This is a genomic window from Aequorivita antarctica (genome assembly GCF_007997155.1).
In the GTDB taxonomy this organism is placed as follows: Bacteria; Bacteroidota; Bacteroidia; order Flavobacteriales; family Flavobacteriaceae; genus Aequorivita; species Aequorivita antarctica.
Genome location: NZ_VORT01000002.1, coordinates 69,257 through 90,150, shown reverse-complemented (window position 1 = coordinate 90,150; position 20,894 = coordinate 69,257). Strand labels below are relative to the sequence as shown.

Below are 20,894 nucleotides of genomic sequence, written 5' to 3'. Positions count from 1 at the left end.
AGAAAGCATGAAAAATATTCTATGCTTGCTAGCGGTGTTATTTATATATACCGCGGCGAGCTCTCAAAATTCCTTAGCGGGAACCATAACTTTAAAAAACAATAACGAAACAGTCTCGGCAACAGTTTACATTCCACAACTTGAAAAAGGCACGACGGTAGATTTTGACGGAAATTATGAATTGAAAAACATTCCAGATGGAAACTACAACGTGGTTTTTTCTTCTTTGGGATACGCTACTGTTTCGAAAAAAATAAACTTTTCGAACAATCAAACCGTTATCGAGAATCTTCAGATGAAAGAAAGCGCTGTTGAAATGGAAGAAGTGATTGTTTCCACACCATTCCACAAATTGCAGAGCGATAACGTAATGAAAGTGGAACGCGTTTCCACAGACGATTTAAATTCCTCCGGTGCTGTAACACTCGCAGATGGAATAAAAAACATTGCAGGAGTTGACCTTATTACCACCGGAACCGGTATCGGAAAACCGGTTATTCGCGGGCTGAGTTCCAACCGTGTTTTGACATATACACAAGGTGTGCGACTAGAAAACCAACAATTTGGGGATGAACACGGACTTGGAGTTAATGAAGCTGGTGTTGAAAGCGTAGAAGTTATAAAAGGCCCAGCTTCCCTCCTTTACGGCAGTGATGCTTTGGGCGGCGTATTATATTTGAATCCCGAAAGGTTTGCTAATTCAGGCGAAACACACGGCGATTTAAGTAGTATTTATTTCTCAAATACCTTTGGAACGTCAACAAATTTGGGCGTAAAAACTTCAGGTGAAAAGCTGAAATTTTTGGCGCGCGGCTCTTATTCTTCATTTAGTGATTATAAGACTGGGGCAGACTATCGGGTGACTAATTCCCGTTTCAATGAAAAAGATTTAAAGACGGGCGTACAATATTTGGGAACAAAATTTAAGTCAACAATTCGGTATAATTACAACCGTTCAAACATTGGCATTGCTGAGGAAATTGGCGAACAAACCCGTTCACAGGATTTGGAGCTTCCTTTTCAGGAAATTGACAACCATATTTTAAGTTTTGATAATACGCTGTTTTTCAACAAATCCAGTTTGGATGTTAAAGCTGGGTATTTGTTTAATGATCGTCGCGAATTTGAAGATGATCCGGCCACGGCCGCACTTCGCCTAAAATTGAACACGTTTAACTATGATGTGAAATACAATCTGCCAGAATTGGGGAAATTTGAAACCATTATTGGTTTGCAGGGAATGTTTCAAAGCAACAAAAACGAAGCTGAAGAAATATTAATTCCTGATGCAAATACCACAGATGTCGGGGTTTTAGCAACATCTCATTATCATTTGGAAAAAATAGATTTGCAGGCAGGAATCCGTTTTGATTCGCGGAAAATTGAAAGTGAAGCCACGCGGAATCCTTCGGATACAGATTTTATTCCTGCTCTAGAGAAAACTTTTACCAGTTTTACTGCGGCATTGGGAGCAAAAATGGATTTTGTTAAAAATATTTCGGCACGGGTAAATTTCGCTAGTGGTTTTCGAGCCCCGAATTTAGCAGAACTGACTTCCAACGGAATTCACGAAGGAACAAATAGATATGAAAAAGGAAACACAAATCTATCCAACGAACAGAATTTTCAAGCAGATGTTTCTTTGGAATACAGAAACAAACACATCGAATTTTTTGCTAACGGTTTTTACAATGCGGTGAACGATTATATTTTTATTTCACCCACCAATGAAATGATAGATGAAACGCCGGTTTTTGATTATCTTCAAAACGATGCTGCGCTGTATGGTGGCGAATTTGGTTTTCACTTGCACCCGCATCCATTAGATTGGTTGCACTTTGAAAGCAGTTTTGAAACCGTTACCGGAAAATTGAGCAATGACGAATATTTGCCTTTAATTCCTGCCAATTCACTTCGGAATACGTTCCGTGTGGAATTGCATGATGGTAAAACTCGTAAATTTAGTTCAGCCTTTATAACACTAGAAAATACTTTAAACCAAAAAAATGTAAATGATTTTGAAACTAGAACTGGTGGCTATTCGCTTTTGAGCGCCGGAATTGAAAGTAGTTTTCAACTTCAAAAAGCAGTGTTAAAATTAGGTGTAAACGGAACAAATCTTACCGATAAGCAATATATTTCGCACCTATCGCGATTTAAACCAGATGGTATTTTCAATATTGGGCGGAGTGTAAATGTGAATTTAAAAGTAGAAATCTAAAAAAAAAGCCCCGATTGGGGCTTTTTTTTTAATCGTTTATTCTAATTTGAATGGTTTGCGGTGTAGGTTGTTTTTTCCATACAAATGTGTAAAACCACATTAAAGTAAAAGTTGGAATTACATCAGTGAAGGGCAACAGTTCTTCTACGAATACTAGAACTGAAGCTATTTTTCCTTCAGTTCCCTTGTACATGTCACTCATTTTTTTTGCTGCGAACGGCGCCCAAACAATATCTAATACTGGTCCAACGATTGGAATTGCCATCGTAGCCATTCCTACTAAATCAAAAATGATTCCTTGGCGTAGTAATTTATATTTTTCGTTTTTCATCTTTTGCTGTGTTTGATTTTCAGTATTTAAATCAAAAAACATTCCAAAAATGGTTATGACAAATCGTTACTTATCAATTTTAGAAATTCACTTCGGGTTTCAATCGCTTCAAACTGGCCACGGAAACCAGAAGTTGTGGTAACGCTATTCTGCTTTTGCACGCCGCGCATCATCATACACATATGCGAAGCTTCAATAACCACGGCCACTCCTTTCGGTTTCAAAGTATCGTTTATACATTCCAAAATATCATGGGTAAGTCTTTCTTGAACTTGAAGTCTGCGTGCGAAAACATCAACAATTCGAGGTATTTTGCTCAAACCTACAATGTATCCATCAGGAATATAGGCTATATGGGCCTTTCCGAAGAATGGCAGGATATGGTGTTCGCATAAAGAATAAAGTTCAATATCCTTAATAATTACCATGTCGTGATAAGCCTCGGCGAACATGGCACTTTTCAAAATTTCAGCGGGATCTTGGCAGTTGCCTGATGTTAAAAACTGCATTGCTTTTGCAGCTCTTTCTGGGGTTTTAAGTATTCCTTCACGGGAAACATCCTCACCAATTGTGCTTAAGATATTGCTGTAATTATCAATTAAACTGTCGGTTACCGGTTGGTCATACTCTTCAAAGTATCTATATGATGACATTCTTTTCTGTTTAAGATGTGGAAAACAAAAATAAACACATAAGTCCGAATAAAAACAATATAACCCATCGGATTGCATTATAGCACTATAAATAGTACTTTCACACTTTAAATTTTTGCGATGATAAAGGCTCAAAACATTCACAAATATTACGATAATCTTCACGTTTTAAAAGGGGTTGACCTTCATATCAAAAAAAGTGAAATTGTTTCCATTGTGGGTGCTTCTGGTGCCGGAAAAACTACATTATTGCACATATTGGGAACTTTGGATGCTTTTGACACTTCTAAAAGTAAATTAATTATAAACGACGTGAACATTGGTTCACTTTCAGGGAAAAAGTTGGCGAAATTCCGAAATGAAAACCTTGGTTTTATTTTCCAGTTCCATCAACTTCTGCCCGAATTTACAGCTCTTGAAAACGTTTGCATTCCTGCTTTTATAAAAAACACAGCTAAAACGGAGGCTATTAAAAAAGCGAAGGAATTGCTTTCATTTTTGGGGCTTTCGCATCGTGAAGACCACAAACCCAATGAACTGTCAGGGGGCGAACAACAACGCGTTGCAGTGGCACGAGCTTTAATAAATAATCCTGCAATAATTCTTGCAGATGAGCCCAGCGGAAACCTAGATACCGAAAGTGCTGAAAACCTGCACAACCTGTTTTTTAAACTGCGGGATGAATTTGGACAAACTTTCGTGATTGTTACCCACAACACAGAGCTTGCAAATATGGCTGATAGAAAGCTAGTAATGCAGGATGGGGTAATTGTGAAATAGTAATCAGTTTTTTGCGGAGTATTTATAAAATGAATAGAATCCAACTAAAAGAATTTCTTGACGAAAAAGTCATCCTTTACAACAATCCAAGTTTTATAGAAAGCGATCCAATTCAAATTCCGCATTTATTTACCTTAAAGGAAGATATTGAAATTGCGGGGTTTCTCGTTGCCACAATTGCTTGGGGAAACCGAAAGAGCATTATAAACAACGGGCATAAGCTGATGGAAATGATGGGCAATTCGCCTTATGATTTTGTTATGGATTTTTCAGAAAAAGATACAGAATCGCTTTCAAGCTTTGTGCATCGAACTTTTAATAGCAACGATTTACTATACTTTTTAAAAGCACTTCAAAATATTTATAAAAATCACGGTGGGTTGGAAAGCGTTTTTGCTCAAAATTCCGAAAAAGATTCGATGCAAACTGCAATCCATCATTTCAAAAAAACATTTTTTGAACTTCCACATCTTCCAAGAACGCAAAAACACGTTAGTGATCCTTTAAAAAATTCTGCAGCAAAAAGATTAAACATGTTCCTACGGTGGATGGTTCGCAATGACAATATCGGTGTAGACTTTGGGATTTGGGAAAGTATATCCCCTTCCCAACTTTCGTGCCCTTTAGACGTTCACAGCGGAAACGTGGCCCGAAAACTAAAATTATTGAACAGGAAACCAAACGATAGCAAAGCCTTGACCGAATTGGATATTTCACTTCGTAAATTAGACCCAAAAGATCCTGTGAAATATGATTTTGCGCTCTTCGGATTAGGGGTTTTTGAACGATTTTGATTCAAAGATTAATCCATTTCGAATTATTTTTTTCACTTTAACAATTCATTATAAATTATTGTACATTTACGGTTAATCCTTGAACACCGATCTTTTGCGGGTTTAAAATAAATTGAAAAAAGTCTTGATTGCACCACAATTTCCAGTTGATGAAGAGCAACGTCTGGCCTCAGTTCGTTCATATAATTTGTTGGATACTTTGCCTGAAAAGGATTTTGATAATATTACTTCATTAGTTGCAAGTATTTGTGATGTGCCAATTTCTTTGGTAACCTTAGTTGATGCAGACCGAAATTTTTTAAAATCATATTACGGTTTAAATTTTAATGAATCGCCCCGGAACATTTCTTTTTGCGGGCATGCCATTTTGGAAGATTCAAGCATTTTTATCGTTGAAGATGCCAGAAAAGATCCGCGTTTTATGAACAATCCCCTTGTAAAGGATATGCAGGCTATTTTTTATGCAGGAGTGCGGTTAATTAATTCTGATGGCTATCCGCTGGGGACACTTTGCGTTTTTGATACCAAACCTCGGACACTTACAAAGTCACAGAAAAATGCACTCATTTCAATGGCCTACCAAGTTGTGAATCTATTTGAAGCAAGAAAGCGTAATAGAATGTTAATGGCTGTTCAACAAGAACTCGAAGATAAAAACGAAGAGCTTAAAAATTTTGCAGGTATTGTTTCTCATGATATGAAAATGCCGTTGGCAAATATGATTATAACCTCCGATATGCTCCGCAGTAAATACGCTTCTCTTTTGGATAAGCAGGGAAATGAATATTTGGAGTACATAAAGCAATCATCTTTTACCCTAAGCGAATATATCACTGGGCTTTTGGAACATTATGAAAGTGATAATACCGCTTCCCTAACCGATGAGATTTTTGACAGCAACGACCTTTTGGAAGAAATAATTGAACTACTGAACATCAATATTGACTGTGAAATAAACCTTCCGGAGCAAAATATTGAAATGCAAGCCAATAGAGCCGCATTGGAACAAATTATACTCAACCTGGTGGGCAACTGTTTAAAATACAATGACAAGGAAAGAATAAAAATAGACATTGAATGTACCGAAGAGCGTGGATTTTATCATTTCTCAATTTCCGACAATGGTATGGGTATTCAAAAAAATAAACTCTCAGCTATTTTTGATCTTTTTGTTACAACGGGCATTCTAGATAGGAACGGAAAAAAAGGCAATGGCATCGGGTTATCCACTGTTAAAAAACTTGTAACAAAACTTGGTGGTGAAATAGAAGTTTCTTCAAAATTGGGAAAAGGAACCACTTTTCAGTTTAGTATCAAAAAAAAATAACTCCTTTTTACTGTTATATCCTGTTAATTTATTCCTTCAATAATTTATATCCAACTATATTTACGGGCATTAAAAAATAATATTGAAATGTTTTTATGATTTTCCCAAAATTCCCCGACAATGAAAAAGAGCGAATTGCCGAATTAAAAAAATACAATTTACTCGATACCCTTTCTGAAAACGATTTTGATAATATTACCGCGCTCGTTGCTACAATTTGTAATGTACCCATTTCATTAATAACACTTCTGGACAGTGATCGAAATTTTTTCAAATCACATTTCGGCCTTGATTTTAACCAATCTCCCAGGAACATTTCGTTTTGTGGACACGCCATTTTGCAGGATGAAGAAATATTTATAGTTGAGGACGCAACAAAAGATGTACGTTTTAAGGATAATCCCTTAGTTACGGAAGCCAATGCTTTGTTTTACGCAGGTGTTCCTCTTGTGAACAGCAACGGTTTCAAGCTAGGCACCCTTTGTATTTTTGACCATAAACCTAGAAAACTTACCAACGTTCAAATTACAACTTTAAAAGCCTTGGGGAAACAAGTGGTAATCCTTTTTGAGCTTCGGAAGAAAAATAAATTATTGACAGAGTTTCAAAAAGAATTGCAACAGCGCAATGAAAGATTGGTGAATTTTGCACACCTAGTTTCACACGACTTGAAATCGCCTTTGGCAAATATTACTTCGCTTACCCGTATGCTTCGCGAAGAAAACATTCAAAACCTATCAGAAGATTCAGAAATTTATCTCAATTACATTGAAGAATCATCATCTACATTAAAAAACTACATCAACGGAATTTTGAAATTTTACAAAACCGATGAGTTATTGGAAGCTGAAAAACAAGATGTTGAACTTAAAAATCTTTTTGAAGAAATCAATGAGATTTTAATAACGGACGATATTGTTTTTGGGTTTCCAACCGAAGGTGTTTTGCGAAATGTGAACAAGGCCGCGCTTACCCAGATTTTCCTCAATTTGATTGACAATAGTTTGAAGTATAATTTAAATGAACAAAGAATGGTGGTGGTAACTTACACCGAAGAGTCTGATTTTCATAAATTTTCAATCAAAGACAATGGTATGGGCATTGACCTTGGTGTACAGGAAGAGATATTCAACCTTTTCAAGACTACGGGAATAAAAGACCGCAACGGGAGAGAAGGGACTGGCATTGGTTTGGCAACGGTAAAAAGCTTGGTTTCAAAGCTCGGCGGAAAAATTTATTTGGAATCGGAACTCGGAAAAGGAAGTATCTTCACGTTTACCTTTCAGAAATAGCTGTAATTACGTTCCATTTTTTATCTTTGGACAATATTTATAGGAATGCAGTTTAAACACCCAGAAATTCTTTACGCCCTTTTCCTGCTGCTCATCCCCATATTTATTCATCTTTTTCAACTTCGGCGTTTCCAAAAGGTAGATTTCACCAATGTCGCTTTTCTAAAAAAAGTGACTATTCAAACCCGCAAAAGTTCGCAACTCAAAAAATGGCTCACATTGTTGATGCGCTTGCTAGCGCTGGCTTGCATAATTATTGCTTTTGCACAACCTTTTACGGCTTTAAAAACTGCCTTAAATTCCAAAAAAGAAACCATTGTTTACATTGATAATTCCTTCAGTATGCAAGCCAAAGGTCCTAAAGGGCCAATATTGGAGCGCGCTTTGCAAGATTTATTCGATAAAACTAGCGGCACAGAAAAATTAAGCTGGTTCACAAACAATTCCGATCGTAAAAATGTCTCGCCCCAAGATTTTAAAAATGAAGTGCTTTCAATAACATATTCACAAAACCAACTTACGCCAAGCCAAGTTTTGCTAAAGGTCAACCAGCTTTTTTCCAATGAAAAAGATGTATTGAAACGCTTGGTCTATCTTTCAGATTTTCAGCAAAAAGAAGCTTTTCCAAAAATTCCGGAAGATTTAATTGTAGATGTCGTACAACTGAAACCCGTAAAAGCATCCAACATTGCCATTGACAGTGTTTACATAACTTCAAAAAATGCTTCAACTACGCAGCTGAAAGTCCAAGTTTCGATGAGTGGTAACGAAACTTCGGAAGTACCGATTTCCCTTTTCAACAATGAAAGACTGATCGCCAAATCAGTTTTGGAATTTTCAGAGAATGCAAATGGAACCGTAAATTTTGACATCGACAATTCCGAAGAATTTATAGGGAAACTAGAGCTCAACGAGCCCAATCTTCCTTTTGACAACTCACTATTTTTCAGTCTCAACAAACCTGAAAAAATTAAGGTTTTGGCCATCAATGAAGCCGATGGTAAATTCCTACAACGCCTTTTTCAAAAAGAGGAGTTCCAGTTTACCCAGCAAACTTTCAAAACGCTGAATTACAACGAAATTCCTGATCAAAATTTCATTGTGCTTAACGAGTTGAAAGAAATTCCCGCTTCGCTGGCAACTGCTCTAAAATCATTTAGCGACGATGGAGGAAGTGTACTTGTTATTCCAGCTTCGGAAGTGGATTTGAGCAGTTACAATAACTATCTATTAACAATAGCTTTGGGAACACTTTCTGAAGAAAAAATACAGGAAAAAAAGATTACGAAAATCGTTTTTTCACACCCACTTTTTAATGATGTTTTTGAAAAGGAAGTTGCAAATTTTCAATATCCGAAAGTTAATTCCTTTTACGGTATTTCAACAAATGCCACGTCTGCAATTGGTTTTGAGGACAACCAACCATTTTTGCTTCAAAAGAACAAGGCCTATTTGTTCACTGCGGCAATCAACAAAATGAATTCAAACTTTCAGAATTCGCCTTTGGTGGTGCCAGCTATTTACAATATGGCCTTGCAAAGCTTGCCTTTGTCGCGATTGTACTATACCATTGGGGAACAAAATTCAATCGCAATTCCTGTGAAATTAGGAGCCGATGAAATTCTAACTATAAAGGACAGTACTGCGCAGTTCATCCCGCTTCAGCAGACAAAAGCCAATTTCGTTTTAATGACAACAACGCACGAACCCAATAAAGCCGGTAATTATCACATTGCGAAGGAAAATGAATTTTTGGAAAATATAAGTTACAACTATTCCAGAAATGAAAGTAAATTGCAATATCTGAATCCCGAAGATTGGCAAGGCGCTCAAACCTATAAAACCGTGGATGACCTTTTTGATTCTATTAATGAAGCTAATTCCATTAACAGTTTTTGGAAATGGTTTGCTATTTTTGCATTACTCTTTTTACTTTTTGAAATGCTTATCTTAAAATTCTACAAATGAAACTGTTACTGAAATCCGCCACCATAGTTGATCCTACTGGGAAGTATTATTTAAAGAAACGGGATGTTTTGATAGAAAATGGTATAATTTCAAAGATTGCTGCAAGCATTCCTTCTTCAGAAAAGATAAAGGAAGTCTCGCTGAAAAACCTCCACATTTCCCAAGGTTGGTTTGACAGTAGTGTTTCTTTTGGTGAACCAGGATTTGAAGAGCGGGAAACTATTGAAAACGGTTTGAAAACAGCTGCTTATAGCGGTTTTACGAGCGTCGCCGTGAATGCCAACAGCTTTCCAGTAACGGACAGCAAAGGACATATCAAATTTTTGAAAAGCAAAGCCGAAGGAAATGCGGTGAACCTCTACCCTATTGGAGCACTAACGGTTGGCAGCAAAGGAACGGACTTGGCGGAACTGTATGATATGCAGAATGAAGGTGCTGTTTCTTTTTATGATTATAAAAACCCAATTGCGAATGCAAACTTGCTAAAAATAGCATTGCAGTACACACAAAATTTTGATGGATTAGTACAATCGTTTCCTTTTGAGAAATCTGTCGCACGTAATGGAATGGTGAACGAAGAAGTAAATAGCACCCGACTTGGTTTAAAAGGAATTCCAGCACTTTCTGAGGAACTTCAAATAATCCGCGATTTGTATATTTTGGAATACACTGGTGGAAAACTTCACATCCCGACCATTTCAACCAAAAAATCTGTTGAACTGATTAAAGATGCCAAGAAAAAAGGCTTGAATGTAAGCTGTAGTGTTGCAGTCTTCAATCTAATATTGACCGATGATGTTTTGGAAGGCTTTGACACGATTTATAAATTGCTTCCCCCTTTACGTACAAAAGATGATACCAAAGCTCTCTTGAAAGGCTTAAAAGACGGCACCATAGACGGTGTTACTAGCGACCACAACCCCATAGATGTGGAACACAAAAAAACTGAGTTTGAACACGCCCTTTTTGGAAGTATTGGACTCGAAGGCTGCTTTGGAACAGTAAATGCTTTATTGGGCACCGAAGAAGCCGTTAAAGTACTTACGGGCTTAAAAAATACTTTCGGAATTGCTTCAGAAAAAATTGAAGAAGGAAACAAAGCTGAACTTACCCTTTTTAATCCTGATGAAAATTGGGAGTTTTCTGAAAAAGACATTCTTTCCACTTCAAAAAATGCCGCGCTATTGGGTATCAAACTAAAAGGAAAACCTTACGGAATATTTTCAAATAACCAATTGGAAATCAATAAATAATGAATGCTACTCCTCCCGGAAAAACCACGGCTTTAATTGCCTACGCTCCGTTTGTGGGGTTCTTGATTGCTTTTTTTATAAATAAAGAAGAGAATCATGAATTCGCAACTTGGCATATCAAAAATATGTTCGGATTGTTCATTTTGTTCATTATCTCGCTCATTGTGCAGTCGCAAGTTGATGTAACCGCCGGTGATATTTTGTGGCTTGTTTGCTGCATGCTTTGGCTATACTGCTGGGCGATGGCCTATTTCAATAAAGAAAAAGGTATTCCATTCTTAAGTGAAAAATTTCAAGATTGGTTTACGTTTTTGAATTAGAATGAATTATCTTTAGGTACATTTTCACCTTGTATAAACCTTAAGAACAGCGCATTATGAAAAAAATGTTTCTTCCAGGCATTGTCCTGTTGATGGGATGTTTCGCATGCGGAGCGCAAGACGATTCCCTAACTCTAGGCGCCGCCCTATTATTTAAAAATGTAGGTGGCAATCTGACCAATTCAGAAAAAAATGAAATTTTTAATTTGAGCCAATTCGAAATCTCCAAAGATGGGACACAGTTTGGTTCAATAGGTGATGAAGGGACGGCAGAATATCCTTTCGATGTGCGTATTTACCCCTTGGACATAAATTTAGACGGAACCGCGGAAGTAATCATTATCTGGGGAAATACCTATACCTCTGGTGATTACGGCCATAACACCACTATTTTTATAAAAAACACCGCCGGAAACTATGAAGCAAATTTTGGATTTCCCTGCGATTTAATTCTTACCGCTCCAAAAAACCGGCGCTATCCAGATATACTCCTCGGAGATCCTGGATTCGAGCCTTATACCATTTATCGATGGAATGGTATAGTATATGACTTTACACCAGACAAAATAGCGCAGGACAAGGCAGAAAAACTTGGGCCAATCTATGATATTGAAGATGCCAGTAAAAAATATATCGCTTCTTTAAAAAATTAACGATAATGAGCAATTATTGACTATATTCATTTTTTAATAAAAACCCTATCAATTAATTTACACCCAAATAAAAACCTTGAAAATATGGAAACAACTACAGACAATGGCAAAACAGTTGCCATCATTGCTTATATTACGCTTATTGGTTGGATTATCGCCCTTATAATGAATAACGGAAACAAAACTGCTTTAGGCTCTTTCCACGTACGCCAATCCTTGGGAATTATGTGTGTGGGGGTAGTTTTAAGTATTGTTATAAGTTTTCTTGGCATCTCATTACTTAGTTGGATTGTTCAACTTGCTATACTTGTGTTTTGGATTTTGGGATTGATCAGTGCGGTACAAGGCGAAATGAAACCAGTTCCAGTATTGGGCGAACAATTTCAAGAATGGTTTAAAGGCATTTAATTTTTTAATAATTTTTAACGAGACCTTTTGGGCTGAAAGACCTTCAGTTTAAAAGGTCTTGTTTATTTTTGCAAGCTATGGAAAAACAAACCTTACTTTTAGAACACAATTATAGACCTGCTAAAAATCCTTCGGAAAATCCACCCGTAATAATAATGCTTCACGGTTATGGAAGCGATGAAAACGATTTGTTTTCCTTCGCCAGCGAACTACCAGAAAAATATGCAATCATTTCTTTGAAAGCGCCAATAAGATTGGAGCCATACGGAAATGCTTGGTATAACATATATTTTGATAATTCCCAAGGAAAATTTAGTGATGACGAGCAGGCAATCGCTTCGCGGGAAATAGTTTCAAAATGTATCGATGAAATTATAGCGAAATATAAAATTGACAGTGAAAATATTACACTTCTCGGCTTTAGTCAAGGTACCATTTTAAGTTTCGCCCTTGCCTTGAGCTATCCTAAAAAAGTGAAAAATATAATTGGTTTAAGCGGATATATTAATGAAGAAATTTTAAAAAAAGATTATGCTGAAAATGACTTCAGCAGACTTAAAGTTTATACCTCCCACGGAAGTGTGGATCAAGTAATCCCTGTTCAATGGGCCCGAAAAACCGAGCCTTTCCTTAAAAAACTAAATATTGATGTAACCTACTCAGAATTTCCAGTAGGTCACGGCGTGGCACCTCAGAATTTTTATGAATTAAAGAATTGGCTGGATAAGCAGTAATCAGTGGTCAATAAATCAATTTGGATAGAGAAGTGAAGCGATTGGAGTCAACGCAAGTTCTTTCTTTTCATTAAAGTAATATTCCAAAATCATTTCGCCCCAATATTGTCCATCGGTAAAATCTGCTTGTATCCACTTGTGGTTCAGGAATTTTAATTTGTTAATTTTCATATCCCCGTTCATTCCATCAAAAGGCACCAAGGGATTATTTCCTTTCGTCAAATTGAAGTCATAAATTTGGTCTGAAACCATAGCTTCAACATCCGCTGCTTCATAGCCCATTTTTTCCAAATAGGTCATTGCATTGTCATTTCCCAGTAGCGTAAAATAATTTAAATCGCGAACCTGATTCTGCAAACTATCAATAGAATCAAGTTCTGTTTGAATTTTTGCCTCAAGTTTTTCTATTCTGGCTTCCTGCGATTCATAAATTTTCTTCTCATTCATATATTGATAAAAAATGAGAAGCAATGCGAAAAGAAACAGGTACATAAAAATTTTATTCCTCATAATCAAATAGTTATAGTAAGTGTATCATACGCCAAATGAACATTGTTCGGGAGTTTTTTTTCAACTTCTTCGTGAAAACCCATCATGTGGCTAATGTGTGTGAAATATGTTTTTTCAGGCTTCACTTTTTCAACAAAATCAAGTGCTTCAGAAAGATTGAAGTGCGAATAGTGTGGCTCTTCCTTAAGAGCATTAATGACCAAAACCTTGGTGCCCTTCACTTTTTCAGTTTCTTCTTCCGAAATGGTTTTTACATCTGTCAAATAAGTAAAATCACCCACACGAAAACCCAAAACTGGCAGGGTATCGTGCATGGCTTCAATAGGAACTACCTTTTTTCCTCCAATAATAAAAGGAGTGTCTTTATCAATTTCAACTTCTTCAATACTTGGTGCTCCTGGATATTTATTTACAGTGGCAAAAATATAGGCAAACCGTTCCCGTAATGATTCAAAAACCCGTTTGTGAGTGTAAAAGGGCATATTGCCCTGCATAAAATTAAACGGGCGAATATCGTCTAATCCAGCTGTATGGTCGCTATGCTCGTGGGTCAACAGTATTCCATCCACTTTTAAAACATTTTCGCGCAACATTTGCTGTCTGAAATCTGGGCCGCAATCAATTACATAAGAAAAATTGCCCCAACGCAATAAAACAGATACCCGTAAACGTTTATCTTTTGGGTCGGTGCTTAAACAAACTGGGTGTTTACTGCCAATTACGGGTATTCCCTGCGAAGTTCCAGTGCCGAGAAATGTAACTGTAAATGTTGTATCCATTCCCGCAAAAATACTGGTATTTTTTTTGTTTACCTATTGTAATCGCTACCTTTGTTGTTTAAAAAATAGAACGCTGCTATGCCAGAAACCATAATAGGAGACAAGGAGTTTGAAAATATTCCTTCCATAAAAAGTAAGGCTTTACGAATAAACCTGAACGAAAACATTTATGGCACTTTTGCTGAAATTGGTGCCGGTCAAGAAACAGTTCGTAATTTTTTTAGGGCTGGTGGTGCTTCTGGAACCATTGCCAAAACAATGTCAGCCTATGATAAGGATTTTAGTGACGCTATTTACGGAATAGAAGAAGACGGCAGATATGTTACAGAATCAAGGCTTCAGAAAATGCTTTCACATGAGTTCAACTTAATTGAAGAACGCATAAATCGTGATAAGCATCCCAATAGACTTTTCTTTTCATACGCCAACACGGTAGCTACAATTGATTTTGCAAAGAAATACAAAGGCCACGGTTGGGTTGGGATTCGATATCAAATTGACCCCAAAGAACCGTATAACGAAATAACACTCCACATTCGTTTTCACGAGAATGATGCACAATTACAGCAAATCACTTTGGGAACTTTAGGGGTAAACCTAATTTATGGTGCATACTATAAATATGACCAACCCAATAAACTGCTGCGCTATCTTTACGATCATATCGATAAGGATAAGATTGAAATTGATACTATAAATTTTTCAGGGCCGCGTTTTACCGAAGTTGACAACAGATTGATGAGTCTTCAACTAATTAAAAATGGCATGACAGATGCGGTTATGTTTGATCCGCAAGGGCATAACATCCTTCCTGCAAGAATTCTATATAAGAAAAATATATTGGCACTTCGTGGAAGTTTTAGACCAGTAACGAAGGTTAACATAGATATGTTTGAGCGTTCCTATGAAATGTTCCTCAATGAAAATAGAGTAGAAAAAGATAGAACTGAAGTTATTTTTGAGATTACACTCTCAAATCTTCGGGCCGAAGGCGAAATTGACGAAGAAGATTTTATGGACCGCGCAAGATTGCTATGCTCTTTAGGCCATACGGTTATGATTTCAAACTTTCAAGAATATTATAAGCTGGTTGAGTATTTCTCAAGATACACCAAAATGCGTATGGGTCTGGCCATGGGCGTTAACAACTTAGTAGATATTTTTGATGAAAAATACTATCGCCATTTAAGTGGTGGTATTTTGGAAGCCTTTGGAAAACTATTCTTTAAGGATTTGAAGGTTTACCTCTACCCTATGAAAGATTCGGAAACTGGAGAATATACCAACAGCGAAAACCTTAAAGTACACCCACGAATGAAAGAATTGTACAAATTCTTCAAATACAACGGAAAGGTTGTTGACATTACAGATTACAATCCTGAAAACATGGAGATTTTTTCACGCGAAGTGTTGTCAATGATCGAAAATGGCGAGGAAGGTTGGGAAGAAATGTTACCACTCGGGGTTTCAGAAATTATAAAAGACAAGCGTCTTTTCAATTACAAATCAACTCCAGTAAAAATAAACAACTAATTTAAATTTAGTATTTGTGCGGTGTGGTCTTTGGTCTTTACCTTATCTATCACGCGTTTAATGGTTCCCGTTTCGTCAATTAGAAAAGTTTTGCGATGTATGCCATCAAAGTTCCTTCCCATGAATTTTTTAGGCCCCCAAACACCAAAGGCATTGATAACTTCTTTGTTTTCATCGGCCAATAATGGGAAGGGGAAATTGTATTTTTCCTTGAAGTTTTTTTGGCGTTTTTCACCATCGGCACTTACCCCTAACAATTCAAAACCTTCTTTTTGAAGTTCTTTATAATTATCGCGAAGATTACAAGCTTCAGCAGTGCAACCAGGTGTACTAGCTTTTGGATAGAAAAAAACGACCCATTTTTTCCCTTTATAGTCTTCTGATGAAATTGTATTTCCATCTTGGTCATTTACTTTAAAATATGGAGCCTTATCTCCTGCCTCTAATGTTTTCATTATCTTTATTTTTGCATAAAAGTACTTAAAATGACCAAGCAAGAAAAGGTTACGTTTGTTATTGATACGTTAAATAAGCTCTATCCACAGGTTCCCATTCCTTTGGAACATAAAGACCCTTACACTTTATTGATTGCGGTCTTACTTTCTGCGCAAAGTACTGATGTTCGGGTAAACCAAATAACACCACTTTTATTTAAAATTGCCGACAATCCATATGATATGGCTAAACTTACCATTGCTGAAATCAGGGAAATTATAAAACCTGTAGGTCTTTCGCCAATGAAATCAAAAGGTATTCATGGGCTTTCAAAAATTCTAATCAAAAAATACAACGGGCAAGTACCCGCCGATTTTGAAGCACTGGAGTCTTTTCCTGCTGTGGGCCATAAAACTGCAAGCGTAGTAATGAGCCAAGCCTTTAATATTCCCGCATTTCCAGTGGATACACATATTCACAGATTAATGTACAGATGGGGTTTTTCAAATGGGAAAAACGTGGTCCAGACCGAAAAGGATGCAAAACGATTGTTTCAAGAAGATTTATGGAACAAACTCCACCTTCAAATTATATGGTATGGAAGAGAATATTCTCCCGCTAGGGGCTGGGATTTGGATAAAGATATAATTACCAAAACCATTGGTAGAAAAACTGTTATTAAAGACTATCTGAAAAAGAAAAGCCGATAAATTTAAAGGTATAATCAGCTAAACTTTTAAGCTTGTGAGAATAAAAAAAACCCCGAAAAGCTAATTCCAGGGTTTTTCCAAAGTTTAGTTTAGAAGTGCTTCAAACTTCATTTTATGGTAATCTATAACACTTAAAGCCATCGAATAATCCAGAAGAAACTTAATGGTTTCTTCTTTTGGAACAAGTTTTTTATTCACGTCGTCCACACGTGATGTTTCAGAGTATAATTTTTGCATATAATGTTATTTTGAGGTTTTATTTCCAAATAACGCAGCAAAAATCAGTTTATTGTATCAATTGGTTAATATAATATTATGTTTATCAATTACTTTGCGCAAATTAATGAGTGCATAACGCATCCGCCCCAGTGCAGTATTGATACTAACCCCTGTTTGAATACTTATTTCCTTGAAACTCATATCCTTATAAATCCGCATCATCAATACTTCTTTTTGGTCATCTGGAAGCTCTTCAATCAATCTTCTAACATCATTTTCAACCTGCCCTTTAATAATCTGCTTTTCAATATTTAAAGCATTATCACTCAAAACAGAAAATATATTGAAATCATTATTGTTTTCAAATTTCGGCATGCGATTGTTTTTTCTGAAATGGTCTATCACCAAATTATGCGCAATACGCATAACCCAAGGAAGAAACTTGCCTTCTTCATTATAGGCGCCTCTTTTAAGGGTTTTAATAACCTTAATAAAAGTGTCCTGAAAAATGTCTTCAGCGACATCCCGGTCAAAAACTTTTGAATAAATAAAACTGTAGATTCTTTGCTTGTGACGAGTTATCAACTCGTTAAGTGAAGATTCATTACCGTTCATATAAGCGTTTACTAGAAACGCATCAGAGTTTGTGCTTTGCTTCATATCAATAACTTTTTAAAAAATAAACAACTATGGATTTGGTTGCTTAGTTACAATGTTTATTTGTTTAAAAGTAATGATTTGCTATAGGCAATAATTTTTTTATATGACGTTATGAGCCGTAAATATAACAACAAAGAATTCACAAATGCAAAAAAAAGGTTAAATATTTCTATAAAAAATAATAATAAGCTCGAAGGTGCATTGCTGAAACCGATATAGTATCTTTGCGAAAAGCTATAAAAAAGGAGATAATAAATTGAGTACAGAAACTTTAGATACAAAAAAATATATCCTGATTCAGGGTGCAAAACTTCATAATCTTAAAGACATTTCGGTTGCTATTCCGCGAAACAAATTAGTTGTTATTACTGGTCTTTCCGGTAGCGGGAAATCCAGCTTGGCTTTTGATACGCTTTATGCAGAAGGCCAACGCCGCTATGTGGAAAGCCTTTCTAGCTATGCCCGCCAGTTTTTGGGAAGGTTGGACAAACCAAAGGTAGATTCCATAAAAGGCATTTCTCCAGCCATTGCAATAGAACAGAAAGTAAACTCCACAAATCCTCGATCAACCGTGGGTACTTCCACTGAAGTTTATGATTATTTAAAATTGCTCTATACTAGAATTGGAAAAACCATTTCTCCAATTTCTGGAAAGGAAGTTAAAAAAGACACTACTACAGATGTTATAAATTTTATAAAAAACTTTTCTGAAGGTGAAAAACTACTCCTCCTCGCCCCTATTAATTTGGAAGAAGGCCGGACAATGGAAAACAAAATCCAGGCTTTAGCGCAGCAAGGATACTCAAGAATTAAAATTAAAGATGAAGTTTTAAGGATTGATGAATTAGACGGAAAGTCCTTTCCAAAGAAAATAGATTTGGTCATTGATCGAATCATAACAAAAGACGAAGAAGATTTTTACAACCGTCTTGCCGATGCTATTGAAATAGCCTTTTTTGAAGGAAAAGGAGTTTTATATATCGAGGAACTCTCTTCAAAAAAAATAACCGAGTTCAACAACCGTTTTGAAGCGGATGGAATGGTTTTTATGGAGCCGAACGCGCATCTTTTCAGTTTTAACAACCCCTACGGTGCCTGCCCAACATGCGAAGGCTATGGTGACGTCATTGGCATAGATGAAGATTTGGTAATCCCGAACACTGCGCTTTCAATCTTTGAAAACGGAATATTTCCATGGCGAGGCGAAAGCATGAGTTGGTATCGGGATCAGTTGGTAAACAATGCCTATAAATTCGACTTTCCAATCCACAAGCCGTGGTTCCAACTTACGGAAGAGCAAAAACAATTGGTTTGGACCGGGAATAAATATTTTGAAGGATTGGATTCTTTCTTTTCATTTTTAGAGTCGAAAAGCTATAAAATCCAAAACCGAGTGATGCTTTCCCGCTATCGCGGAAAAACAAAATGCGCAACTTGTAAAGGAAAACGACTTCGTCCCGAAGCTGGTTATGTAAAAATAAATGGGACCGCAATCCAAGAATTGGTAGAGCTGCCATTGGATAAAGCTGCTGAATTTTTCAAAAACATTGAACTTTCAGAATTTCAAGAAAAGGTTGCAAAACGTTTATTGCTTGAAATTAACAATCGTTTGAAGGTTTTGAAAGATGTTGGTTTGGGTTATTTAACATTAAATCGAAAATCGAACACACTTTCTGGTGGCGAATCACAACGTATCAACCTTGCAACTTCCTTGGGAAGTAGCCTCGTTGGCTCCATGTACATCCTCGACGAACCCAGCATTGGTCTCCATCCAAAAGACACCGAAAGACTTATCGTGGTTTTGAAATCGCTTCGTGATTTGGGAAATACAGTTATTGTAGTAGAACACGATGAAGACATAATGAAAGCTGCCGACGAAATCATTGATATTGGCCCAGAGGCTGGAACCTTGGGTGGCGAAGTAGTAGCACAGGGAACTTATGCCGAAATCTTAAAGTCAGATTCGCTTACCGCAAAATACCTAAACGGCGAAATGGAAATTGAAGTACCAAAGAAACGGCGAACTTCAAAAAACAAAGTTTCCATCACTGGCGCGCGACAAAACAATCTTAAAAATATAGACGTTACTTTTCCATTGAACGTTTTTACAGCAGTAACTGGTGTTTCTGGTAGCGGCAAGAGTACGTTGGTTAAAAAAATACTCTACCCTGCCCTGCTGCGCGAAATTGGCGGTTATGGCGAAAAACCTGGCCAATTTTCAGAAATAAAAGGAGATTTTGGAACTATTAAAAGTATTGAATTCATTGACCAAAATCCCATTGGTCGTTCCAGCCGAAGCAATCCAGTTACGTATATTAAAGCGTATGATGACATTCGGAACTTATACGCTTCACAAAAACTTTCGGACATCCGTGGATACAAAGCCAAACATTTCAGTTTCAATGTAGATGGGGGCCGCTGCGAAACATGTAAAGGGGACGGTGAAGTAACTATCGAGATGCAGTTTATGGCCGATGTTCATTTGATTTGTGATACTTGCAACGGCAAACGTTTCAAAAAAGAAGTGTTAGAAGTAACATTTCAAGGTAAAAACATAGATGATATCCTCACGATGACCGTGGATGATGCTGTTTTATTTTTCGGAGAACACAAGCAGGACAAAATAGCGGCAAAATTACAACCATTGCAGGATGTGGGACTTGGTTATGTTCAATTGGGCCAAAGCTCCTCTACCCTATCTGGTGGCGAGGCACAGCGGATTAAACTTGCTTCCTTTTTAGTGAAAGGAACCTCAAAAGAAAAAACTGTTTTTATATTTGACGAACCCACAACAGGGCTCCACTTCCACGACATAAAAAAATTATTAGCTTCATTTTATGCATTATTGGACAGAGGACATACGGTAATTGTAGTTGAGCACAATTTAGATCTAATAAAATGTGCAGATTATATAATCGATTTAGGCCCAGATGGAGGTGAAACGGGCGGGCAAGTTATAGCAGAAGGTACTCCTGAAGAAGTAGCGAAAAGTAAAGAATCATTTACGGCTTCCTACTTAAAGGAGAAACTTTAAGAATTTTAAACTTTTTTTGGCACACTAATTGAAATCAAATAAATAGAAAATAAGACTTTTAGTTTTTTGGTTGGTTAGTTTTTAAAGTCCGTTGAATTGGTAAAACAGTTCAGCGGATTTTTCATTTAAGTGCTTCGAAAATTTCATTTGCTTTTTCAAAACCACAAAACAACTACTGAAAACCAACAGTTTAAAATCTTGGCACGGTCGTTGGTTATTTAAAAGCGTACTCAGCTGACCAAAGAATTATAGCAAGTACGAACCTTTTAAATTTTAAAAC

General features: G+C 36.7%; 21 protein-coding genes. 14 read left to right on the top strand and 7 right to left on the bottom strand.

Going from position 1 to position 20,894, the window contains the following annotated elements:
• Positions 1-7 precede the first annotated feature (7 nt).
• Positions 8-2,221, top strand: a complete 2,214-nt coding sequence (locus tag ESU54_RS02985; RefSeq protein WP_111843664.1) for a TonB-dependent receptor — start codon at positions 8-10, stop codon at positions 2,219-2,221.
• 28 nt (positions 2,222-2,249) lie between these two features.
• On the opposite strand, the gene ESU54_RS02980 is transcribed toward ESU54_RS02985, so the two are convergent.
• Both ESU54_RS02980 and folE read right to left on the bottom strand, forming a co-directional pair.
• The gene (locus ESU54_RS02980) at positions 2,250-2,552 is read right to left on the bottom strand and encodes a hypothetical protein (RefSeq protein WP_170253252.1); all 303 of its coding nucleotides are present in this window, start codon (positions 2,550-2,552) and stop codon (positions 2,250-2,252) included.
• Between the two features lie 53 nt (positions 2,553-2,605).
• Positions 2,606-3,205 (bottom strand): GTP cyclohydrolase I FolE, encoded by a 600-nt coding sequence (gene folE / locus ESU54_RS02975; protein WP_111843662.1) that lies wholly within the window; start codon positions 3,203-3,205, stop codon positions 2,606-2,608.
• A 120-nt stretch (positions 3,206-3,325) separates the two neighbouring features.
• On the opposite strand from folE, the gene ESU54_RS02970 reads away from it, so the two are divergent.
• The 10 genes from ESU54_RS02970 to ESU54_RS02925 all read left to right on the top strand — a co-directional run bounded on the left by ESU54_RS02970 (position 3,326) and on the right by ESU54_RS02925 (position 12,734).
• A complete protein-coding gene (locus ESU54_RS02970) occupies positions 3,326-3,985 on the top strand; it encodes an ABC transporter ATP-binding protein (RefSeq protein WP_111843661.1) in 660 nt (219 codons plus the stop codon).
• A gap of 29 nt (positions 3,986-4,014) precedes the next feature.
• Positions 4,015-4,779 carry a TIGR02757 family protein gene (locus ESU54_RS02965; RefSeq protein WP_111843660.1) on the top strand — a complete coding sequence of 255 codons (765 nt, stop codon included), beginning with the start codon at positions 4,015-4,017 and terminating at the stop codon, positions 4,777-4,779.
• A 112-nt stretch (positions 4,780-4,891) separates the two neighbouring features.
• Entirely contained in the window at positions 4,892-6,106 is a 1,215-nt protein-coding gene (locus tag ESU54_RS02960) for a GAF domain-containing sensor histidine kinase (protein WP_235004541.1), read from the top strand.
• A gap of 95 nt (positions 6,107-6,201) precedes the next feature.
• The gene (locus ESU54_RS02955) at positions 6,202-7,398 is read left to right on the top strand and encodes a sensor histidine kinase (protein WP_111843659.1); all 1,197 of its coding nucleotides are present in this window, start codon (positions 6,202-6,204) and stop codon (positions 7,396-7,398) included.
• A 45-nt stretch (positions 7,399-7,443) separates the two neighbouring features.
• Positions 7,444-9,366 (top strand): BatA domain-containing protein, encoded by a 1,923-nt coding sequence (locus tag ESU54_RS02950; protein ID WP_111843658.1) that lies wholly within the window; start codon positions 7,444-7,446, stop codon positions 9,364-9,366.
• Entirely contained in the window at positions 9,363-10,619 is a 1,257-nt protein-coding gene (locus ESU54_RS02945) for a dihydroorotase (protein WP_111843657.1), read from the top strand. The genes ESU54_RS02950 and ESU54_RS02945 overlap by 4 nt, the downstream gene beginning before the upstream one ends.
• Positions 10,619-10,939 (top strand): hypothetical protein, encoded by a 321-nt coding sequence (locus tag ESU54_RS02940; protein WP_111843656.1) that lies wholly within the window; start codon positions 10,619-10,621, stop codon positions 10,937-10,939. The genes ESU54_RS02945 and ESU54_RS02940 overlap by 1 nt, the downstream gene beginning before the upstream one ends.
• 56 nt (positions 10,940-10,995) lie before the next feature.
• On the top strand, positions 10,996-11,592 hold the full coding sequence (locus tag ESU54_RS02935) for a hypothetical protein (protein WP_111843655.1): 597 nt from the start codon (positions 10,996-10,998) through the stop codon (positions 11,590-11,592).
• Between the two features lie 84 nt (positions 11,593-11,676).
• On the top strand, positions 11,677-12,000 hold the full coding sequence (locus tag ESU54_RS02930; RefSeq protein WP_111843654.1) for a DUF4870 domain-containing protein: 324 nt from the start codon (positions 11,677-11,679) through the stop codon (positions 11,998-12,000).
• A 77-nt stretch (positions 12,001-12,077) separates the two neighbouring features.
• Complete coding sequence (locus ESU54_RS02925) at positions 12,078-12,734, top strand: alpha/beta hydrolase (protein ID WP_111843653.1); 657 nt, start codon at positions 12,078-12,080, stop codon at positions 12,732-12,734.
• A 15-nt stretch (positions 12,735-12,749) separates the two neighbouring features.
• On the opposite strand, the gene ESU54_RS02920 is transcribed toward ESU54_RS02925, so the two are convergent.
• Complete coding sequence (locus tag ESU54_RS02920; RefSeq protein WP_111843652.1) at positions 12,750-13,244, bottom strand: hydrolase; 495 nt, start codon at positions 13,242-13,244, stop codon at positions 12,750-12,752.
• Between the two features lie 2 nt (positions 13,245-13,246).
• Positions 13,247-14,023 (bottom strand): MBL fold metallo-hydrolase, encoded by a 777-nt coding sequence (locus ESU54_RS02915; RefSeq protein WP_111843651.1) that lies wholly within the window; start codon positions 14,021-14,023, stop codon positions 13,247-13,249.
• A gap of 78 nt (positions 14,024-14,101) precedes the next feature.
• On the opposite strand from ESU54_RS02915, the gene ESU54_RS02910 reads away from it, so the two are divergent.
• Positions 14,102-15,556 carry a TonB-dependent receptor gene (locus ESU54_RS02910; protein ID WP_111843650.1) on the top strand — a complete coding sequence of 485 codons (1,455 nt, stop codon included), beginning with the start codon at positions 14,102-14,104 and terminating at the stop codon, positions 15,554-15,556.
• Here ESU54_RS02910 and bcp read toward each other — a convergent pair.
• Positions 15,553-16,011 (bottom strand): thioredoxin-dependent thiol peroxidase, encoded by a 459-nt coding sequence (gene bcp, locus ESU54_RS02905; protein ID WP_111843649.1) that lies wholly within the window; start codon positions 16,009-16,011, stop codon positions 15,553-15,555. The two genes, ESU54_RS02910 and bcp, sit on opposite strands and share 4 nt — an antisense overlap.
• Before the next feature lie 30 nt (positions 16,012-16,041).
• Here bcp and ESU54_RS02900 point away from each other — a divergent pair, with 30 nt between their 5' ends.
• A complete protein-coding gene (locus ESU54_RS02900; RefSeq protein ID WP_111843648.1) occupies positions 16,042-16,701 on the top strand; it encodes an endonuclease III domain-containing protein in 660 nt (219 codons plus the stop codon).
• An 84-nt stretch (positions 16,702-16,785) separates the two neighbouring features.
• Here ESU54_RS02900 and ESU54_RS17755 read toward each other — a convergent pair whose 3' ends face one another.
• A complete protein-coding gene (locus ESU54_RS17755; protein ID WP_170253251.1) occupies positions 16,786-16,938 on the bottom strand; it encodes a hypothetical protein in 153 nt (50 codons plus the stop codon).
• A 57-nt stretch (positions 16,939-16,995) separates the two neighbouring features.
• Entirely contained in the window at positions 16,996-17,580 is a 585-nt protein-coding gene (locus ESU54_RS02895; RefSeq protein ID WP_111843647.1) for an RNA polymerase sigma factor, read from the bottom strand.
• Between the two features lie 256 nt (positions 17,581-17,836).
• Here ESU54_RS02895 and uvrA point away from each other — a divergent pair, with 256 nt between their 5' ends.
• Positions 17,837-20,614, top strand: a complete 2,778-nt coding sequence (gene uvrA / locus ESU54_RS02890) for an excinuclease ABC subunit UvrA (RefSeq protein ID WP_111843646.1) — start codon at positions 17,837-17,839, stop codon at positions 20,612-20,614.
• Positions 20,615-20,894: the final 280 nt, after the last annotated feature.

Coding starts and splice junctions, on each gene's coding strand:
- ESU54_RS02985 (WP_111843664.1), top strand. CDS start 8: ATGAAAAATATTCTATGCTTGCTAGCGGTGTTATTTATATATACCGCG.
- ESU54_RS02980 (WP_170253252.1), bottom strand. CDS start 2,552: ATGAAAAACGAAAAATATAAATTACTACGCCAAGGAATCATTTTTGAT.
- folE (WP_111843662.1), bottom strand. CDS start 3,205: ATGTCATCATATAGATACTTTGAAGAGTATGACCAACCGGTAACCGAC.
- ESU54_RS02970 (WP_111843661.1), top strand. CDS start 3,326: ATGATAAAGGCTCAAAACATTCACAAATATTACGATAATCTTCACGTT.
- ESU54_RS02965 (WP_111843660.1), top strand. CDS start 4,015: ATGAATAGAATCCAACTAAAAGAATTTCTTGACGAAAAAGTCATCCTT.
- ESU54_RS02955 (WP_111843659.1), top strand. CDS start 6,202: ATGATTTTCCCAAAATTCCCCGACAATGAAAAAGAGCGAATTGCCGAA.
- ESU54_RS02950 (WP_111843658.1), top strand. CDS start 7,444: ATGCAGTTTAAACACCCAGAAATTCTTTACGCCCTTTTCCTGCTGCTC.
- ESU54_RS02945 (WP_111843657.1), top strand. CDS start 9,363: ATGAAACTGTTACTGAAATCCGCCACCATAGTTGATCCTACTGGGAAG.
- ESU54_RS02940 (WP_111843656.1), top strand. CDS start 10,619: ATGAATGCTACTCCTCCCGGAAAAACCACGGCTTTAATTGCCTACGCT.
- ESU54_RS02935 (WP_111843655.1), top strand. CDS start 10,996: ATGAAAAAAATGTTTCTTCCAGGCATTGTCCTGTTGATGGGATGTTTC.
- ESU54_RS02930 (WP_111843654.1), top strand. CDS start 11,677: ATGGAAACAACTACAGACAATGGCAAAACAGTTGCCATCATTGCTTAT.
- ESU54_RS02925 (WP_111843653.1), top strand. CDS start 12,078: ATGGAAAAACAAACCTTACTTTTAGAACACAATTATAGACCTGCTAAA.
- ESU54_RS02920 (WP_111843652.1), bottom strand. CDS start 13,244: ATGAGGAATAAAATTTTTATGTACCTGTTTCTTTTCGCATTGCTTCTC.
- ESU54_RS02915 (WP_111843651.1), bottom strand. CDS start 14,023: ATGGATACAACATTTACAGTTACATTTCTCGGCACTGGAACTTCGCAG.
- ESU54_RS02910 (WP_111843650.1), top strand. CDS start 14,102: ATGCCAGAAACCATAATAGGAGACAAGGAGTTTGAAAATATTCCTTCC.
- bcp (WP_111843649.1), bottom strand. CDS start 16,011: ATGAAAACATTAGAGGCAGGAGATAAGGCTCCATATTTTAAAGTAAAT.
- ESU54_RS02900 (WP_111843648.1), top strand. CDS start 16,042: ATGACCAAGCAAGAAAAGGTTACGTTTGTTATTGATACGTTAAATAAG.
- ESU54_RS17755 (WP_170253251.1), bottom strand. CDS start 16,938: ATGCAAAAATTATACTCTGAAACATCACGTGTGGACGACGTGAATAAA.
- ESU54_RS02895 (WP_111843647.1), bottom strand. CDS start 17,580: ATGAAGCAAAGCACAAACTCTGATGCGTTTCTAGTAAACGCTTATATG.